This is a genomic window from Parabacteroides sp. KHUB-02 (genome assembly GCF_056640955.1).
Window position 1 is genome coordinate 3,042,558 of record NZ_JBWQEV010000001.1, and the last position, 19,470, is coordinate 3,062,027.

The following is a 19,470-nucleotide window of genomic DNA, read 5'->3' on the forward strand; positions in this document are numbered from 1 at the left end:
CCCATTTACACCTTATCTCACTTATATAACTCATAAGGAGGGGTTTTCGCACCCTCCAGATCAATACCTTGCTCCTCGATCAGCAACTCGATTTGCGATTGGCGGCTATTGCCGGTCAACTCGGATGAGATCGACAACGCCTCGAAACGCACATCCCTCAATTGCTGTTGCAACCGGTCGATCTCACGCAGCTTTTGCATACAAGTATACCGGTTACCGATAAAGAAAAACGCCAACACGACAAGTAACACGATCATGCGCGTATGCCTCAAGATAAAATCCTCTTTCAGCACGCCGCCACCGAGTATATACCAGAACGAAAGACGCTTCTCCTTCTTCCTCGTTTTCTTATGTTGTCCGTTTTCTTCCATATCTATTTCTCCTTATACCTTCTCAGCGATTCTCAACTTGGCGCTCCGGGAACGGGGATTCCGCTCCACCTCCTCGTCGGTCGGGACGATCACCTTATTATTGACCAAGCGGAAAGGCGATCGTACGTTCCCGAAGAAATCCTGCTCGCATTTCCCCTCGAAGTTTCCGGTCTTCAAAAAGTTCTTTACCAGACGATCTTCCAAGGAGTGATACGTAATAACCACCAAACGTCCTCCCGGCCTCAACACCCGCAAGGTACTCCGCAGCATCTCTTTCAGCGCCCTCATCTCATCGTTCACCTCGATACGAAGCGCTTGAAAGACTTGCGCCAAGAATTTCTTCTCCTTGTCCTTCCCCGTAAACGGCTTGATCACCTCCAAGAAGTCCCCGATCGTCTCTATCTTCTTTGTCTCACGGGCTTTCACCAGCACAGAGGCTAATTTCCGTGACACCTTCAGCTCGCCATATAGATAAAACACATCGGCCAACGCCTCCGCCGTATAATTATTCACGATATCGGCGGCGGTCTGCCCCGCACGCGTATTCATCCGCATATCCAACGCCCCGTCGAAACGGAAAGAGAAACCGCGATCCTTATCGTCGAAATGATGGGAAGAGACACCTAAATCCGCCAACAGACCGTCTACCTCCCCGCTTTCTCCATAGTAACGCATAAAATTATACAAATAACGGAAATTACTGCGCACGAAAGTGAATCGTGGATCTGCCGGGATATTATGCTCCGCGTCCGCGTCTTGGTCAAAGCCGTAAAGTTCGCCCCCGCTACCCAACCGTTTCAAGATCTCGCGGGAATGTCCTCCACCGCCAAACGTAACATCCACGTAAATCCCGTCGGGACGGATATCCAATCCCTCCAGACTTTCCCGCAGCATTACCGGTACATGATAGCAACTATCTTTTTCTTCCATTCGTCGTTCTTACGTTAAACTTCCTCTTAAAATCAAGCGCCGTACTCCTTTGATACGCACGCACATGCCTTATCGGTGGGTAAAAGTACACATTTCCAAAATTACCCGCCAACATTTATATAAGAAAAGTAGGAAAAAGTTATCAACAGGTCGTTAACCCTTCGTCTTTTCGTCCTTATCTCTTACGCTTTTCACCGGTATTCGTTAACCAATTCTTCCTTTCACCTTCATCTTCTAACGGCCGTTGGATGATCATGCAACAGTTGGTAGATGATCTTCTAACAGTTGGTGCATGATCGTCCAACAGCCGTTAGATAACCGATAGTCAAGCGCCCGGGGACTAACCTCCCTAATGGTAGCGGCTAAAAGATCAAGGGGAAAAGGCCAAGATAGCTGGCGAAAAAGCAAAAACTTCACTCAAACCTCTCTCGTTTTAATTATTAACTTTATCTTTGCCCCTTGACAAGCTTATATAGATGGCAAAACAAGGTGTGACAAAGATAGATATTAAGCAAGTATTGGCACAAAAGGCGCCCAAGGCGTCACGCAAGATTCCGGGATTTATCGTGGACTACTTGATTCGCACGGTTCATCAAGAGGAACTGAATGATATATTAACCCGTTACCACGATAAGGAAGGGGTAGATTTCATGCGTGAGCTTATCGGCTATTTTGACCTTACCCTCGATCTGGTACATGAGGAAAACATCCCGACCGAAGGGCGCTATATCTTCGCCTCCAACCATCCGCTCGGAGGATTGGACGGTATCTGTCTCTCCGCCGTTATCGGTTCCCGGTTCGAAGGCCGCATCAAGTATCCGGTCAATGATTTATTACTTTATCTCTCCAATCTAAAATCCATCTTTGTACCGATCAACAAACACGGCACCCAAGGAAAGGACAACGCACGGATGCTGGAGGAGGCTTTTGCCTCGGACGACCAGATCATCACTTTCCCCGCTGGATTATGCTCTCGCAAGATTGGTGGCAAGATACAAGACTTGGAGTGGAAGAAATCGTTCATCCAGAAGGCGGTGCAATACAAGCGGGATATCGTACCGGTCTATTTCGACGGGAAGAATTCCAATTTCTTCTACAACCTCGCCCGGATACGCAAGGCGCTGGGTATAAAGATGAATTATGAGATGATTTATTTACCGGACGAGATGTTCCGGAGCAAACATAAGACCTTCCGGATTTATTTCGGGAAGCCTATCCCTTGGCAGACATTCGACAACGGCAAGAAACCCGCCGAATGGGCAGAGTGGATAAAAAACAAGGTTTACAAACTCAAGGATTAACAGACGAAACATATGCAAGACATTATCAATCCCATAGACAGGGCACTACTGAAGGCTGAATTGACCAAAGAGAAGAGGTTGAGAAGTACCAATAAATCGAAGAATGAGATTTATATCGTCACGGCGCACGACTCACCCAATGTCATGCAAGAGATAGGGCGTCTGCGGGAGGTCGCTTTCCGTTATTACGGGGGTGGCACGGGATTCCCTGTGGATATCGATGAGTATGACACGATGGAAGACGCTTACCGCCAGCTGATTGTCTGGAGCCCGGAAGATGAGCAGATCTTGGGGGGATACCGTTTCCTTTGCGGTTCGGACGTTAAGTTCGACGAGAATGGTAAACCGATCTTGGCGACCTCGCACTTGTTTAATTTCTCAGAGAAATTTATCAAGGAGATCCTTCCTTATACGGTAGAGTTGGGACGCTCGTTCGTGGCTCTGGAGTATCAATCCACCCGTTCCGGGGCGAAAGGCTTATTCGTGTTGGATAACCTGTGGGATGGATTGGGGGCTTTATCCGTGGTTGATCCGAGCTTGAGGTATTATTTCGGGAAGGTGACTATGTACAATACGTACAACCAAGAGGCCCGTAATATGATCTTATACTTCCTCGGATTGCATTTCCCGGACGCAGACCAACTGATCACTCCGGTATATCCTTTGGAGACTAATATGGATGTAGAGAAGATGAGATCTCTTTTCCCTCACGATAATTTCAAGGATAACTACAAGGTATTGAACCAAGAGGTTCGTAAATTTGGCATCAACGTGCCTCCTTTGGTAAATGCTTACATGAGCTTGTCGCCTAAGATGCGTGTATTCGGCACAGCGATCAACCATGAGTTTGGAGAGGTGGAAGAAACGGGTATCCTAATCGCTATTAACGAGATATTAGAGGATAAGAAGAAACGGCATATTGAGACGTATCTGGAAGAGGAGTACAAGTCCGCCGAGTTGATACGAAAGAATTTCATCGGGGAATAAAGCCGTAGATATGGCTAGCGCGACAGCGTAACAAGATATAAAAAGGTTCAGCCTAACCGTTCGCCTCCAAGCGGATTAAAAACGGACAAAGGCTGAACCTCTTTTTATCTCAAATAAATCTTATAGCATAGTCCACCGGAGAAATACTTCATTCGCTGCAATTCGAATTGAAAATGTATATGATTGAATAGCAGGTAAGTGGCTCCCATAGCGAAGTCTTTCGAATCGTATTCGGCTATGACGTTCAAATGCGGGGCGAATGAAGGATTGTAGGTGATACCTCCCGCCACACCGTTCAAGGGATAATCCTCACGGCGATTATACAGATAGGATAAATGAACGCCTAAGGTTCCCCTTCCCAGCTGAAAATGTTTGGTAGCGGCCAGATAATAACGGCAGAAATAGCCGTTCCCTATGGCTGAAGCGAATTTATGCCCGGATGACGTAAAAGGGTCCGAAGTCCCCAGCACGACAGCGGGGATGTATTTGCTTTCTTTCAACACACGTAAGCGGGCGGAGAAATAACGATCTTGGTTCGTGAATCCGGAATAGCCATGCTTATCCAATCCAAGGCTCTCGGCCGTAAACAGCGTACAAGTATACGCTACTTCCAGAAACGGGAAGATCGTCACGTTCAAATAATAATTCCACGTATTAAAATTAAACTTGGGAGGCGTAAGCTCTTGATGCAAGAAGTTTCCGCCAAGCATCACGGTCTTGTCCTTTTGCATATCGGCGGACGGGGCATGCAATAGCCCTGTCGTGCCATAAGATAATTGAGCCGGAAGTATCGTCCAGCAACTTAAGAATATGATCAATAAGAGTAATTTCTTCATTTTTCTTTGTTTACTTATAAACTTCCGGCTCAACATTATTTAATCAAGCTTCAAATATCAAGCATTAATCCGGGATGATGATACCGCCACCGGCGTTATTGCCATCACCATGTCCGTGACCGTGGGATTGCTTGTAAACAGGAGTACCTTCTATCTTGATAAGTTTTTTAGCTACAACCTGAATCTCTTCCACCTTTTTACCCTTTGTCATAAACTTAAATACATACGTATTTGTAGTATATGTCTTCTTCAAGCTCATAGAAGCGACCGTACGATCAGCTTCCGTAGGAACGGATGTTGTCAATGATGTTTGGATACCTATCTGATAACCATCAGCTTGCAAACGATTAGAGATTCGGTTATAAACCGCATTCTTAGCGACTTGACCATCTACGTTAGATTTTCCGACTAGATCCTGCAAGTTTTCTCCAACATAAGCATTTGTAGTTGTAACAACTACAGGAATGTTTCCTGCCTTACCATCAGAGCAGTAGTCAACAACCTTTTCTACGATTGTAGTATCAGTACTGATATCTTCAGTTTCCGCTAATGCCAACTCAAAACCTGCGGCAAACTTAGAGAAGTGAGCGACAGACATTTCCGCACCAGTACCATTGATATAAACAGGGTCCGCCGTAGGATCAATCTTCATGATCTCCTTATTATCTATGCCTGTGGTCGCATATAACAATGCCATAGGCTGTGTAGAAGAAACCAAATCCTTCGGAGCGTCGAACGAGATCTTCAAAGCCGGAGAGAATACCGTACCGCTAGGCTCGCCTTTATATACACGGCTTACACTGGCTACCGCACCAGCATCAGAAGTCACATTATTGGATTGCAGAGCTTCCGCAGACATATCACGTTCAATCACCAATGTTTGATTACTACTTGCCGGCATAACGATAACGACAGGCTTACCACTTTCCGCGACCAAACTTACCTCATCTTTCTCTTTTATACCATCAGCGGTCGTACTTTCAATCACTCCTATCGATTCTGTCAATTTCTCAGCATCACTTTGATTCAAAACCTTAATAACTGGAGCTTGAACCTCATTATCCGCACCTTTATAGTTATCTAAGACATTAGCAGGAATGACAACGTCTACTTTTTGCTCAACATTATTCTCATCCACATAAGTGACACCAGACACCTTAACCTCTTCGGTTCCGCCTGCGTTAATCGCATTCTTAATCTCATCCGCTACTTTTTCCGCTTCTTTTTCCGGAACCTGAACACCATATTTAGAAAAATCAATCTCCGTATTTCCACCTGTACCTATAGGGTTCAATGTGATAGGAAATACATAGTTCATACTCTGACCGACCTTAAAGATGATCGTACGAGAGTAGCTCGTATAACCTGCGGCTTTAACACTCAAGATAAATTGAGCATCCTCCGTAACCTTTGATGATGCGATATTGAAAGAGAACTCACTCTCATTCTTAGAAATAAATAACTCTTCACTTCCTAACATCAATGTGACTTCCGCTGTCTTGATGTCTGCGCCCGTAGATAGGTCTGTTATTATACCAGATACGATATAAGTCGCTTTTGACGGATCTGTCGGTTTGGAAGGATCGGAAGGATCAGACGGGTCTGTTGGCTTGGAAGGATCAGACGGGTCAGAAGGATCTGTCGGCTTAGAAGGATCATCCGGGTCTACTGGAATAGAAGGAGCGACATTCATCACGATAATAGCTGGATACTCAACGTCGAATGTATCACCTTCGCCCTCTTTCTTTTCTTGATCCGGAACGGCTGAAACGACAACCTTAGCCACGGCTTTAGTATATCCGGAAGCTGTAGCTACTACGTCGTAGATACCGGGAGTCACATCAGAGACCTTAAAATTAGGTTTATTCTCTTTAGCGATCTCTTTATCCCCGTATTTTACGACAACAGAAAGGCTGGAAGTAGAGATAGCTTTTCCCACAACATCCTCGATCGATACGGAAAGATTGTACTTCGCCTTCTTATACTCTTTCGGAGTATCGGGAGTCGTGCCCTTTACCATGACGGCGTTTACTACATACTGTCCAACACCCGATTCGATCTTCTTCACATCCACATCATAGCTTCTGTCTGCATAGCCTTCCGACTTAAAGGCGATTTTGTAAGAGCCTGGTGTACTTTTCAAGTCGAAAGAGTACGTTCCATCAGAACCCGTCGTAGCACTAAGAGATTGAGCTCCAGAAAGAGCTACGCTAACGCCAGCCATTGGGTTGTTGCTGGCATCCATAACCGTACCACCAATCGCATAGGTGGCAACAGTGCCACCACCATCCGGAGTAGGCACATCATCATCGTCATCCTTACAACCAACGAAGCCAATCATGGCTGTCGTAAGGAACAAGACCAATAAGGTCTGTAACTTTGTAATTGTTCTCATAATAAAACTATTTAAAAATTGAGTAATTCCGACTTTATAAAGTACGGGTTGAATTGATTCTGTTGCATGATGTTATCATTCGGTGAGGCTTTATACCCCTTATAATAATAGCGTTCATTACCGGCGTTGTAAGACATACCCCAGTTGTCAGAAGGAAGCACCCGCACATTCTTACGTTTATATTTATAAGGAGGAAGAGCCACTTGAAACCGGAAACCTCCGTTTTTCAAAGCACCTTGCGCCTTCATCGCATAAAAACCGATAGAGCAATGGCGGAAATGACGGATCAAGTCAATCCGTCCACCGACCTCTCCCAGCAAGTACTGCTCGGCTTTCAAAGAGACCTGTGTATTGTATTTGGACCAGTAAAAACTACCTCCCAACGACCAAGTGACCCGCTGATGAGTCCCATAATGATATTCGAACTTATGCCAAGATCCCGTACCCGTACAACCAATACGTCCTTCCAAAGAAAAACGTTCATCCTTCAAATGATGGGTTACCGCTAAATCCACGCCATAACGATCCGCATTGAACAAACCGATACTGGCTCTAGCAAACGTACGATAAGGTAAACGAAAAGATTGGGAAAGGGTAACCATGCCCGGGTGAATCTTACCCGCCCAAGGACCATATCCATCATTATATATAGGAAACACCATTTGCGCCGTCAGCTTCATCCCATTCCAGAAAGAGACCTCGATCGCAGGCGAGAGGTTGAATAACACTTGGTATATTTGTGTGATAATGAGGTTCTTCAGATACAACTCCGGATAAACCACCACGTCTACTTTAAATAAGGAGCTATTCATACGGTACTCTTTTTTCACCTTATCCCAGCTATCGCCCAGATCGTAAGTAGCATCCCAGGCGGAACGGGCCGCATAGGAGCCGGGAGCCGCCTTCAAGCTGTCCGGATTTGCCGTATAGATCAATGAGATCTGCGGTATATTATTATCCAATACGACGATACGGCAGGATTTGCCCTTCTCCGGCAAGCCTGTTTTCTGGATGCGGTCTATGGCATGGGCCAGTCCCACACCCTGCAAACGCCAAGGGGTATTCTCCAAGACATACACTCTCTCCTTCTCGTCCTCCGACCAGACAACATTCTCAAAACCCATATCGACCAGCATATTCGCGGTGATATCCGCATATACCTTATTATATTGGGCCTTTGTAAACATAGGCAATAGTAGCAAAAAAAATAAAAGGCATTCCTTACGGAGTAAAATGGCTCGTATAGAAGACTTTCTATTCATATCTCTAGAGTTTGATTCCAAGTTATCATTGGTTTACTGTTTTTCTTATTCTTACCCTTCCACATAAAAAACGACTAGTGAAAACGATCGTTTAGATCTTGCATTTTTTTAGAAAGCAAAAAGATGATGCTCTTTTGTCATATTCGTGACACTTTGATTAATCTATCCTGTTGAGAAGAAGATATATAGCAGGATAAAATTTAATCGGAAAAGGTTGCCGGTCTCGGAGAAATGTCTACCTTTGCAAACGACTAATTGAAACGATCGTTTTTTACAGTCGTTTTCAATCTAAATATTTTTATTGTTATCATAGATACTTCTCATAATAGCCTGCGCCAAAATCAACAAATGACACTTCATATTTAGAAAACGACCTCATTATTTTAAAATGTACATAACCCCGCTTCCAAAGTCAGCTAGCTTCGCTGGCAAAGTAAGTTAACTTACTCGGGCATTTAAGTTAGCTTACTTTGCCATTTAAGTTAACTTACTTTTTGGCCCTTCTATACAGCCCAAAAAGAATACGGAAATTTGCTATTCTCGGAAAGCATTCTTATCTTAGCAAATTATAGCAGATTATAGCAAAGAGAGAGTTTCATGTTAGCAGCCATTCATATACAGTTAATCGTTGGTACGATATTTATCATATTGTATAGCGTCACTATATTAGGACTGGTATTAGTTATCATTACAGAGAATAGGAATCCGTTAAAGACAATTCCTTGGGTAATCGTCTTATTATTAGCACCCGGTATCGGACTGCTTTTCTATTTCTTCTTTGGACAAGATAACCGGAAACAACGGATCATATCGAGGCGTACCTATAAACGCATCATGAAAAGGCCGCAAGAGGGTAAATTACCTCAAGACGCCTGCGTAGTTCCGGACCCCTATAAACCTTTATCGACCTTGTTGACTAACACCAACCAATCCTCCCTCCTATACGGAACACAAATCACGATTTATACGAATGGTACCGATAAGTTCAAAGACTTGCTGGAAGAGATCCAGAAAGCGACCCACCATATCCATATACAATATTATATATTCTGTGATGACGAGATAGGAAAACAGGTGCAACAACTCCTTATCAAGAAAGTAAAAGAAGGTGTGAAGGTACGTGTACTTTATGATGATGTGGGTTGCTGGAATGTAAAAGACGGCTTCTTTAAGGAAATGAAGGAAGCGGGTATCGAGGTATATGCGTTCTTGAGGGTAGCGTTCCCCGTTTTCACCAGTAAGGTGAATTACCGGAACCACCGCAAGATTATCGTGATAGACGGTAAAGTCGGGTTTATGGGAGGCATGAATATAGCCGACCGATACGATAAGGGAACCTCTTGGGGCACATGGAGGGATACGCATTTCAAATTCGTAGGGAAAGGAGTGCACGGGCTTCAATCCGTATTCCTCATCGATTGGTACGTGGTTAGTAAAAAGCTCTTGAACGATCGGATTTACTATCCGGCCGCCCAAATCTATAGCGATAATATTATGCAAATCGCCACTAGCGGTCCGGTAGGTCAATGGAGAACTTTGTTGCAAGCGACCATTTTCATGATCGCCAACGCCAAGAAGTATATCTTTATACAAACCCCTTATTTCCTGCCTACCGAAGGATTGAACCAAGCGTTGCAAACCGCCGCCTTAGGGGGAGTGGATGTTCGTTTGATGCTGCCTAAGCGTTCCGATACACGTTCAGCGAATATGGCCAGTCATTCCTTTATCGACGAGATGGTAAAGGCCGGCGTAAAAGTATACCTCTACAAACCGGGCTTCTTGCATTCCAAGCTAGTCGTGTCCGACGACGCATTGACAAGCATCGGGTCCGCCAATATGGACTTCCGTAGCTTTGAGCATAACTTCGAGATTAACGCTTTCGTATATCAAAAGGAATTCGCCCTGCAAATGAAACGCATCTTTACACACGACATGCATCACTGTGAGCGTTTGATCCCTTCCCGCTGGTTAAAGCGCCCCCTCAAGCAACGCATGGCGGAATCATTTATGCGTCTGTTTTCTCCCCTTCTTTAAGGAAGATGCTAAAGTTCACGGAGCCATACACCCGGTGCTGATAAAAATAAGGCAAAGATGAGAAGTCATTGGTCTTAGGATGTTCCATGATGAATATCCCTCCATCCCTTAGTAAATCACGCTCGAAAACCAAGGCGGGTATTTCCGGCAACTCCGGCAAGGCATACGGGGGATCGGCAAAGATGAAATCGAAACTTTGCTTAGGGGCTGAATTCAAATAACGGAAAACATCCCCACGAATCAGAGCCAACGCATCCGTCTTCAGCTCTTTCGCTACCTTGGCTATAAAAGAGGCATGAGCGTTATTTTTCTCTATGGCGGTTACATTCCGGCATCCTCGTGAGATCAACTCAAAAGAGATACTTCCGGTTCCGGCAAAAAGATCCAACGCATCCATGCCTTCCAGATCCACCAAATTATTTACTACGTTAAAAATATTCTCTTTCGCAAAATCCGTCGTAGGACGTGCGCTAAACGAAGAGGGCACGTCAAAACGCCGACGACCGTATATACCGCTTATTATTCGCATATTAATAAAGATATTAAATCCATAGGGGCTTTCGTTACATCCGTTCCCAACAAATAGGCTTCCGAAGGGATCTCCACCGGCTTAACATGGCGTAAATAGGCTCGCAATCGCTCCAGAACCCGCATTCGCGAGGAAGATTCCCCCGCTAAAAGCAACTGGTCCTTTTCTTGGTTCAATCCCGCCTGTTTCCATACATATAATATATAGTATACTATATCGTCCGATTGGTCGATCGGGTAAGAGTTCACAAATAAGAGTTTCCCTTGAGCATAGCAGGCCACATCCATCCGCTTTCGTTCTATCACGACATACATTTGCCGGGGTAAGCTAGCACTACTTTCTTTTGTCCATAGCGTTAGCGGAGAAGTCATGTAGTGGGAGAAAAAAGGATGCAAAAGAGAACGGGAGCAAAATTCGTAAACCTCCTCGTCTACACCAAACACCAACTTAGCCTGTTGTTCCTTTAAAGTATCGGTTAAGCAATGCAATTCCAGTGTAGAAAAGCTGAAATCCAATAAACGCCCTTCCTTACCGTCCCCCCAATAATTATCAGGGACCAAGCTATATTCCGGAGATACACAGATCACGTTAATCCGTTTATAAGTCCACGTAAGAAACTCATGAGCGAAGAAAAACTCCTTAAGGGAAGAAATGAAAGAGACCGCCCGATCGAATTCCGTTTCCCGATAAAAGAAACTTCCTCCAGCCGAGGGATCATACCCGGAAAAAGAAAGTCCACCCGACCGAAGCCGGATGGACACTATATACTTTTCCGAATTATCAGTAGTTAACGTATCAGGAATGCTGATAGTCATATGAGCTGCTGATTATTCCCAGTTACCTGCGTTGTTATTAATTTCTTCCAAAGAACCTACGCGCAATCCCGGGAACTTACCTTGTTTCTCTGCCTTGTCGATCAAGTTATAAGTCAACTGAGCATCCATGTCACGCAAATATTCTTTGTAAGGAACCTCACAAGCGAATACTTTGATCTCATAACCAGAACCTGATTTCAACGTAGCCGTATCCATCTTGAAAGTAATCTTTTCACCCGGAACGGCCGGAACATAACGCATAGCCGCTACATCATAGTTCTTACCCAGCAAAGTATCTTTCGCCAATACCCACATGGTATCACGTCTGATTAAACCTTTCTTAACAGCCTCTGCTTCTGTCATACCTTTCTCCAACTGCTCATCCGTCAATACACCTTCCTTGATCAAGAACGGCAACTTATCCGTATTCAAGAATTTCTCCAAATCGTCGAAACTTCCGGCATGAGTCTTATACATGTTCTTGTATTCGATCTGAGCCTTACGGATTTCAATCAAACGGGCGATAATCGCATTGTCACGAATAGTCTTCTGATCATCATACTCAATCGGACCAGTGACGCTCTTGTAGCACATGTAAACTAGCAGTACAACTGCGGCAGCTAATAAAATCTTTAATGTAACTTTCATGGTTTGTATTGTTTTTTGAATTTATTTCGTTCGGCAAATTTAAAAAAGAATATTTAATACACTACCTTTATCGCGAAAATTATTGCGATCAAAATGATAAATAGTTACATAAGCCAGCAAATCGAACGAAATTTCCCCTATAAACCGACGGATGATCAGTTTTTAGCGCTTCATACGCTTACCGAATTTCTCTTGTCTGAGGAACCGGACAGCCTTCTACTGATGAAAGGCTACGCAGGAACCGGAAAAACCTCTCTGGTCGGGGCTTTGGTGAAAACGCTTAACGAACTAAAGCAAAAAACGTTTTTGTTGGCTCCAACCGGACGAGCAGCCAAAGTTTTCTCGGGCTACGCTGGCCAAAAAGCGTATACAATTCATAAAAAAATATATCGTCAACGGGCGTTTTCCAATGAGCCGACGGGCTTCATGCCGGCAGATAATTTACATAAAGATACACTTTTTATCGTCGACGAGGCTTCTATGATCGCCAACGAGGGGTTGGATTCATTTGTTTTTGGTTCCGGACGCCTATTGGACGATTTAATCCAGTATGTCTATTCCGGGGAAAACTGCCGTCTTATCCTAATGGGAGATGTCGCACAGCTTCCTCCAGTAATGCAAACGGAGAGTCCCGCCTTGAATCCTGAGATATTACGGGGTTACAACCTACAGGTTTGGGAGATAGCGTTAACTCAAGTCGTACGCCAAAGCGAGGACTCGGGAATCCTGTTCAACGCTACCCGGCTACGAGACGCACTACGAAACCACACGGTCGAGATCTTTCCGAAATTACAATTAAAAGGCTTCTCCGATTTCACGAAAGTCAATGGAGATGAGCTAATTGAGGAAATATCTTCCGCCTATAGCCGCGACGGTATGGAAGAGACAATGATTATCTCCCGCTCGAATAAACGAGCAACGATTTATAATAACGGCATACGTAACCGTATCCTATACAGGGAAGAAGAGCTATCGTCCGGCGATCGTTTAATGGTAGCGAAGAACAATTATTATTGGACAGCGAATTGTAAGGAGATGGACTTTATAGCGAACGGAGAGATCATTCAAGTCATGCGGGTACGCCGTGTCACGGAGATGTATGGCTTCCGCTTTGCCGACATCACGGCTCGTTTTCAAGATTATGATCTGGAAATCGATTTGAAAATCCTATTGGATACTTTACAGACCGACTCCCCCGCCCTCCCTAAGGAGCTAAACGACAAGCTCTTTTACACCATATTGGAAGATTACGAGGACATTCCTACCAAGGCGGGAAAAATGAAAAAGATGAAGGTAGATCCTCATTACAACGTCGTCCAAGTAAAATACGCTTATGCGGTAACCTGCCATAAAGCCCAAGGCGGCCAATGGATGAACGTCTTTCTCGATATCGGTTACATCACGGAGGAAATGCTTGGTGAGGATTTCTATAGGTGGCTCTACACGGCTTTTACCCGGGCGACCCATCACCTATATCTGGTGAATTTACCGGACGAGTTCGTCGAATGATTTACAATATTTTAAGATCGAAACTGGCAACATTGACAAGAAATACTTATTTTTGTTGCAAAACATACGTATGTCCGGATGATTTATAGCATCTGAAAAACATATAGAAATGGCAAACAAGGAAAAAATAGATTATCTATTGATCGATATCAGGGAGCTGGAGAAGTTGGTAGCCGGAATGAGGGACGCGGAAATTTATCCCGCCTCTTTCTTCAACCAGACCTTCCAGTTGACCCACAAGGTATTGAAGGAGCTTCATACGCTGGAGGAGTTTCAGTTAGAGGCTTTGCGTAAACAAATGGAAGAACATCAACGACTTATCGATTCTATTCCCGTAAGTAAACCTTTACAGATGCCGGAGGTGCAACCGGCTCCGGAAGTATCCCCTACGATCGAGGTCGTACAGGTACAAGAACCGGTCGTTGAGGAACCTATCGTAGTAGAACCAATTGTCGAAAAAGTGATCCCAGAAGAAAAGATCGTACAAGAGACAATCCCCTTGAAAGAGATAGAGATTCCACATAAAACTATATTAGCGGATAAATCCAGTATTTCACTGAATGATATATTGGAGAAAAAGAATCTTTCTGATTTCCGTAAGGCATTCAGTTTAAATGATCGTTTCCGCTTCAGAAGGGAATTATTCGGAGGAAATGAGGAGAAAATGAATAAGGCGATCTCAGACCTGAACGATCTTTGCTCGTACGAGGAATCGGTCACTTATCTGAACAAGGTGTTGAACTGGAATATAGAAGACGCTTCCGTAGCCGATTTCATCAAGCTATTGGAAAAACGCTTCTCATAAATATACGATATGGCAAAATTGACTGTAGTCCCAACCCCTGTTGGTAACTTGGAAGATATGACATTCCGGGCGATCCGTGTGCTAAAAGAAGCAGATCTTATTTTAGCGGAGGATACCCGTACGACCGGCATCTTGCTGAAACATTTCGAGATACAGAACAAGATGCAGTCCCACCACAAGTTCAATGAACATAAGACGGTGGAGCAAATCGCGGCCCGTATCAAGGGAGGCGAAAATATCGCCCTTGTTTCCGATGCCGGTACGCCGGCCATCTCCGATCCGGGATTCATGTTGGTGAGGGAATGTGTTCGCCAAGGGGTAGACGTAGAGTGCCTGCCCGGAGCTACGGCTTTCGTGCCCGCCTTGGTAGCGTCCGGATTACCCAATGAGAAGTTCTGTTTCGAGGGGTTTCTCCCTCAAAAGAAAGGAAGGCAGACCCGGCTAAAAGAATTGGCTTTGGAATACCGGACTATTATTTTTTATGAATCACCTTTCCGTCTGCTCAAGACCTTGACGCAATTCGCCGAGTTTTTCGGTACGGACCGCCAAGTATCAGTATCCCGGGAAATCTCCAAATTACACGAGGAAACCGTACGAGGCTCCTTAGAAGAAGTAATTCAGCATTTTACCGTGAACGAACCAAGGGGTGAGATTGTTATTGTATTAGCAGGCTTAAAAGATAAAAAGGACAAAGAGACAGAAAAAGATGTTTAACTTAACAAGCAAAAAGAACATGAAGAAAGTATTATTAGTATGTGTCTGCACAGCCATGCTGGCCTCTTGTGGCCAAAATTCAGCGGATTACAAGAAACTAAAGGCTGAGAACGATTCTCTACGTATCGAGAATACGAAGAACACGGATGAGCTTAATGATATGCTCTCCACCCTAAATGATATTGAATCTGATTTTCAATCTATACGTGATGCCGAGAATTATTTGACAATCCAACAACAAACCGGCGGTGAGCTAAATCAGTCACGCAGAGATCAAATCAAGCAGAACATGCAATTGATCAGCGAGACCTTGAAGAAGAACAAGGAGCAAATCAGCCAGTTGGAGGAGAAATTGAAGAAAAGCGGTATTCAATCTTCCGCATTACGAAAGACGATCGATCGTCTTTCCTCCGAGCTGGATCAAAAGGCAACGATGATTGTCGCTTTGCAAGAGGATTTGGCAAAGAAGAACGTACGTATCCAAGAATTGGACGAGATGGTAAGTTCCTTGAATGAGGATGTGGAAAGTCTGGCTACTACCGCAGCCGCTCAATCCGAGAAATTGAACGCTCAAGATAAAGCCCTTCATACGGCTTACTACTGTTTCGGTACTTCCAAGGAATTGAAGGAACAGAAGATCTTATCCGGTGGTGGCCTGTTCTCTAAATCTAAAGTATTGCAGAGTGGTTTCAACAAGGATTATTTCATCTCTATCGATATCCGTGAGGTAAAAGAAATTCCTTTGTTCGCAAGCAAGGCTAAACTAAAATCCAATCATCCGGAAGGATCTTATGAGTTCGTAGAGGATGAAGACGGAAACTTGACCTTGAAAATAAATGACGAGAAGGCTTTCTGGAGCCTAGGCAAGTATTTAGTGATCGAAGTTGGATAATGATTTATAAAAGTATATTTATCGATTTGGACGATACCCTTTGGGATACGTACCATAACAATAAAGAATGCCTTGAAGAGCTATATACCGATTACCACTTTAATCGGTATTATGCCTCCTTCGAGGCTTTCTTCGATATTTATATGCCTCATAATCTAGACTTATGGGCCAAGTACCGTTCGGGGGAAATAGACCGGCAAACCTTAATCTTGGATCGATTTCTCTACGTACTTCGTCCGTTAGGAATAGAGGATAAGAAAACCGTCTTATCGGTAAATAATGATTTCTTGCAACGCACGACCACCAAAACCCGATTAGTGCCTGGAGCCATTGAATTACTGGAATATCTCCGCCCTTCCTATCGGTTATTTATTTTATCCAATGGATTCCGTGAGGTACAATTCAAGAAACTTAGCAACGCAGGCTTGGCTCCTTATTTCGAACGGATGATCCTGTCCGAGGACGCTAATATACAAAAACCCCATAAAGGTATTTTCGACTTCGCCTTAAAGAACACGAACTCACGCCGATCCGAGAGCTTAATGATCGGGGATAGCTGGGAAGCTGATATCATTGGGGCTTACCAATCCAAGATCGACCAGATATGGTTGAATCCGGAAGGATTACCTGCCGATGGATTCACCCCGACCCATACAGTCCGCTCTCTGGAAGAGATCAAATCCATCCTATAAACAGACCTTTCTTACAATGCCCATTATAGCATGCTTACGATGGGCATTATAAGCTCCTTAGAATGGGCATCATAAAGATCTTACAATGCCTATTCTAAGAACAACATCTTAACAGCTTATAAATAAATCGATTACTTATCGGCAGTCACCAGATATTGACGAAAGCCCTCAGAGTATTCCGGATGATACCCGTCTCCTATCGAATCGGAACAAATAATAAAATATTCAAGACCCGGCACTTTAGCGCATAAGGACTTAGCCTCCTCCGAACCTAAGACCATAAACGCGGTAGCATACGCATCAGCGGTCATGGCATCCGGAGCGACGATCGTAGCGCTAAGGATATCCCGCTGTACAGGGCAACCTTCACGAGGGTCGATCGTATGGGCGTATTTACGTCCATCCTTTATATAAAAATTACGGTAATTACCTGATGTAGCCATTCCTAACGGTTTAGGGAAGCTAACGATCTGCTCGAGTTCTTGATTCATGCCGGCAGCGTCATCCGTAGGCTTCGTGATCCCTAAGCGCCAATCCATGCCCGAGGGATTCACGCCTTTCACACGCATCTCGCCACCAAACTCCACCAAATAATTACGGACCCCTTTCTTCTCCAGCATTTGGGCTATCATATCGCAAACCGTTCCATCCGCCAAAGAAGAAAAGTTCATCATCAAGCGAGGATCGTCCTTCACGATGCGATCCCCTTCTAAACGAACTTTCTGAGAACCGATAAACTGACGGACACTGTCGATATGGGCAGGCGTTACGCTATCCTTCCGACTGAAGCCAAACCCCCAAAGGTTGATCAACGGGGCGCAAGTCACGTCGTAGGCCCCATTTGTCTCGGCAGATACTTCCAGTGCCTTCTTAAAGACTTTTTGGAAGAGCGTATCTACTCGTATGTCACGGTTCTGGTTCACCTGACTGATTACCGAAGTAGAATCAAAAGCATTAAACAGGTGGTAGAAATATTTCAACTGCTCGTCAATCTCCTTATCCAATGGTTTAGTATGCTCAAACTTAATATGATAAGGTGTATGAAGCCTTCCGGATACCTCATAGTATTGGGGAGCCTGTTCACAACTTATCAACAAGATATTAACAAGTAAACAAAGAATGGAGAATTGACTTTTCATATTAGAACTCTGATGTAAAATGGAACTTAATATCCGGAAAATCCTGTTGGGCCATCATCAATACATAGCTGGAATCCGCTAAATAAACATCACGGCCTTCCTTATCCAACGCCATATATTGCGCCTTACGTTTCTTGAAATTCTCCAATGCCTCTTGGTTATCACTCTCGATCCAGCAAGCCTTATATAGGCTGATCGGCTCCCATTTACATTGAGCGGCATACTCATGCAACAGGCGGTATTGAATAACCTCAAACTGCAATTGTCCCACGGTACCGATAATCTTCCGGCCATTGAATTGATTGGTAAACAACTGGGCGACACCCTCGTCCATCAATTGCTCGATACCTTTGTTCAATTGCTTTGCCTTCATCGGATCGGCGTTCTCTATATATTTGAACATCTCGGGCGAGAAGCTCGGCAATCCCTTGAAATGCAATTCCTCTCCGGAAGTCAACGTATCCCCGATCTTAAAGTTCCCGGTATCCGGCAAACCGATAATATCACCCGCGAACGCCTCATCCACCACTTCTTTCTTCTGAGCCATGAAAGCCGTCGGGCTACTGAAACGCATCATCTTACCGAAGCGTACATGCTTATAGTTCGCGTTACGCTCAAAACGACCGGAACAAATCTTCACAAAAGCGATACAACTGCGATGGTTCGGGTCCATATTCGCATGGATCTTGAAAATGAAGCCGGTGAAATTATCCTCATTCGGGTCTACCACACGCTCTACCGCATGGATCGGACGTGGCGAGGGAGCGATACGAATAAAGCAATCCAATAGCTCTTTCACACCGAAGTTATTCAGAGCGGAGCCAAAGAATACCGGAGCGATATCCCCATCCAAATACGTATTCACATCAAATTCGGGATAAACCCCCTCTATCAACTCTATATCCTCACGAAGCTTCGCAGCTTGCGTAGGATCAATATAAGTCTCGAGATCCGGACTAGTGATATCCTTGAATTCCACATTCTCCGTCACATATTGCTTACTCGGGGTATATAGGTTCAGTTTCTGCTCAAAAATATTGTATACGCCCCGGAAACGTTGTCCCATATCGATCGGCCAGCTCAATGGGCGTACCTTTATCTGTAATTCTTCTTCTATCTCATCCAGCAAATCAAAAGGATCTTTACCATCACGGTCCATCTTGTTGACAAAAACGATCACCGGAGTCTTACGCATACGGCAAACCTCCATCAACTTACGAGTCTGCGCCTCTACTCCCTTGGCGATATCGATTACGATAATAACGCTATCCACCGCCGTCAAGGTACGGAACGTATCCTCGGCGAAATCTTGGTGGCCCGGTGTATCCAAGATATTAATCTTATGATCGGAATAATCAAAAGCCATTACGGAGGTAGCTACGGAGATACCGCGTTGCTTCTCAATCTCCATCCAGTCGGACGTGGCAGTCTTCTTGATTTTATTAGACTTCACCGCTCCCGCTACATGGATAGCGCCACCAAATAACAATAATTTCTCGGTAAGCGTAGTCTTACCGGCATCCGGGTGGCTGATTATGGCAAACGTTCTTCTTCTTTCAATCTCTTCTGAATACTGGCTCATTCTATTTTATATGTATATATTGTTATCAG

18 protein-coding genes are annotated in these 19,470 nt (G+C 44.4%); 8 read left to right on the top strand and 10 right to left on the bottom strand.

The features are described 5' to 3' along the window. Window positions 1-17: 17 nt before the first annotated feature. Together ACYIA1_RS13430 and rsmH are read right to left on the bottom strand one after the other, a co-directional pair. Window positions 18-371, bottom strand: a complete 354-nt coding sequence (locus ACYIA1_RS13430; RefSeq protein WP_005861360.1) for an FtsL-like putative cell division protein — start codon at window positions 369-371, stop codon at window positions 18-20. A 12-nt stretch (window positions 372-383) separates the two neighbouring features. After that, window positions 384-1,301 (bottom strand): 16S rRNA (cytosine(1402)-N(4))-methyltransferase RsmH, encoded by a 918-nt coding sequence (rsmH, locus tag ACYIA1_RS13435; protein ID WP_129984525.1) that lies wholly within the window; start codon window positions 1,299-1,301, stop codon window positions 384-386. Window positions 1,302-1,777: 476 nt separating this feature from the next. Here rsmH and glsA point away from each other — a divergent pair, with 476 nt between their 5' ends. Together glsA and glsB are read left to right on the top strand one after the other, a co-directional pair. Next, entirely contained in the window at window positions 1,778-2,602 is an 825-nt protein-coding gene (glsA, locus tag ACYIA1_RS13440; RefSeq protein ID WP_195205471.1) for a lyso-glycine lipid O-acyltransferase GlsA, read from the top strand. A gap of 12 nt (window positions 2,603-2,614) precedes the next feature. Then, complete coding sequence (gene glsB, locus ACYIA1_RS13445; RefSeq protein WP_005866962.1) at window positions 2,615-3,589, top strand: glycine N(alpha)-acyltransferase GlsB; 975 nt, start codon at window positions 2,615-2,617, stop codon at window positions 3,587-3,589. 104 nt (window positions 3,590-3,693) lie between these two features. On the opposite strand, the gene ACYIA1_RS13450 is transcribed toward glsB, so the two are convergent. The 3 genes from ACYIA1_RS13450 to ACYIA1_RS13460 all read right to left on the bottom strand — a co-directional run bounded on the left by ACYIA1_RS13450 (window position 3,694) and on the right by ACYIA1_RS13460 (window position 8,082). Continuing rightward, entirely contained in the window at window positions 3,694-4,425 is a 732-nt protein-coding gene (locus ACYIA1_RS13450) for a YjbH domain-containing protein (RefSeq protein ID WP_009018315.1), read from the bottom strand. Between the two features lie 64 nt (window positions 4,426-4,489). After that, entirely contained in the window at window positions 4,490-6,820 is a 2,331-nt protein-coding gene (locus ACYIA1_RS13455; RefSeq protein ID WP_009018316.1) for a carboxypeptidase-like regulatory domain-containing protein, read from the bottom strand. A gap of 11 nt (window positions 6,821-6,831) precedes the next feature. Next, window positions 6,832-8,082: a hypothetical protein gene (locus ACYIA1_RS13460; protein WP_039848939.1), complete on the bottom strand. Its 1,251-nt coding sequence runs from the start codon at window positions 8,080-8,082 to the stop codon at window positions 6,832-6,834. 597 nt (window positions 8,083-8,679) lie between these two features. Here ACYIA1_RS13460 and cls point away from each other — a divergent pair. Beyond that, window positions 8,680-10,116, top strand: coding sequence for a cardiolipin synthase (gene cls / locus ACYIA1_RS13465; protein ID WP_005866953.1), 1,437 nt, complete (start codon window positions 8,680-8,682; stop codon window positions 10,114-10,116). Here the strand turns inward: cls and ACYIA1_RS13470 are convergent. From ACYIA1_RS13470 to ACYIA1_RS13480, 3 genes are read right to left on the bottom strand one after another with little or no spacing between them, the layout of a single operon-like run. Beyond that, window positions 10,088-10,645: an RsmD family RNA methyltransferase gene (locus tag ACYIA1_RS13470; protein WP_005861342.1), complete on the bottom strand. Its 558-nt coding sequence runs from the start codon at window positions 10,643-10,645 to the stop codon at window positions 10,088-10,090. The genes cls and ACYIA1_RS13470 overlap by 29 nt on opposite strands. Then, a complete protein-coding gene (locus tag ACYIA1_RS13475) occupies window positions 10,636-11,460 on the bottom strand; it encodes a DUF3822 family protein (RefSeq protein ID WP_009018318.1) in 825 nt (274 codons plus the stop codon). Before ACYIA1_RS13475 ends, ACYIA1_RS13470 begins: the two co-directional genes overlap by 10 nt. Window positions 11,461-11,472: 12 nt before the next feature. Further along, window positions 11,473-12,108 (bottom strand): hypothetical protein, encoded by a 636-nt coding sequence (locus ACYIA1_RS13480; protein WP_005861338.1) that lies wholly within the window; start codon window positions 12,106-12,108, stop codon window positions 11,473-11,475. 93 nt (window positions 12,109-12,201) lie between these two features. Here ACYIA1_RS13480 and ACYIA1_RS13485 point away from each other — a divergent pair, with 93 nt between their 5' ends. From ACYIA1_RS13485 to ACYIA1_RS13505, 5 genes are all read left to right on the top strand, one after another. Then, window positions 12,202-13,617 carry an ATP-dependent DNA helicase gene (locus tag ACYIA1_RS13485; protein WP_005861336.1) on the top strand — a complete coding sequence of 472 codons (1,416 nt, stop codon included), beginning with the start codon at window positions 12,202-12,204 and terminating at the stop codon, window positions 13,615-13,617. Window positions 13,618-13,726: 109 nt separating this feature from the next. Then, window positions 13,727-14,422, top strand: a complete 696-nt coding sequence (locus ACYIA1_RS13490) for a hypothetical protein (protein ID WP_347172685.1) — start codon at window positions 13,727-13,729, stop codon at window positions 14,420-14,422. Window positions 14,423-14,431: 9 nt separating this feature from the next. Continuing rightward, a complete protein-coding gene (rsmI, locus tag ACYIA1_RS13495) occupies window positions 14,432-15,136 on the top strand; it encodes a 16S rRNA (cytidine(1402)-2'-O)-methyltransferase (protein ID WP_005861332.1) in 705 nt (234 codons plus the stop codon). 19 nt (window positions 15,137-15,155) lie between these two features. Further along, a complete protein-coding gene (locus tag ACYIA1_RS13500; RefSeq protein WP_005861330.1) occupies window positions 15,156-16,028 on the top strand; it encodes a Cbp1 family collagen-binding glycoprotein adhesin in 873 nt (290 codons plus the stop codon). Continuing rightward, window positions 16,028-16,720, top strand: coding sequence for a YjjG family noncanonical pyrimidine nucleotidase (locus ACYIA1_RS13505; protein WP_005866942.1), 693 nt, complete (start codon window positions 16,028-16,030; stop codon window positions 16,718-16,720). Before ACYIA1_RS13500 ends, ACYIA1_RS13505 begins: the two co-directional genes overlap by 1 nt. Before the next feature lie 131 nt (window positions 16,721-16,851). On the opposite strand, the gene ACYIA1_RS13510 is transcribed toward ACYIA1_RS13505, so the two are convergent. Together ACYIA1_RS13510 and ACYIA1_RS13515 are read right to left on the bottom strand one after the other, a co-directional pair. Next, on the bottom strand, window positions 16,852-17,859 hold the full coding sequence (locus ACYIA1_RS13510) for an FAD:protein FMN transferase (protein ID WP_480335510.1): 1,008 nt from the start codon (window positions 17,857-17,859) through the stop codon (window positions 16,852-16,854). Window position 17,860: 1 nt separating this feature from the next. Next, window positions 17,861-19,441 (bottom strand): peptide chain release factor 3, encoded by a 1,581-nt coding sequence (locus tag ACYIA1_RS13515; protein WP_005866938.1) that lies wholly within the window; start codon window positions 19,439-19,441, stop codon window positions 17,861-17,863. Between the last annotated feature and the right edge of the window lie 29 nt (window positions 19,442-19,470).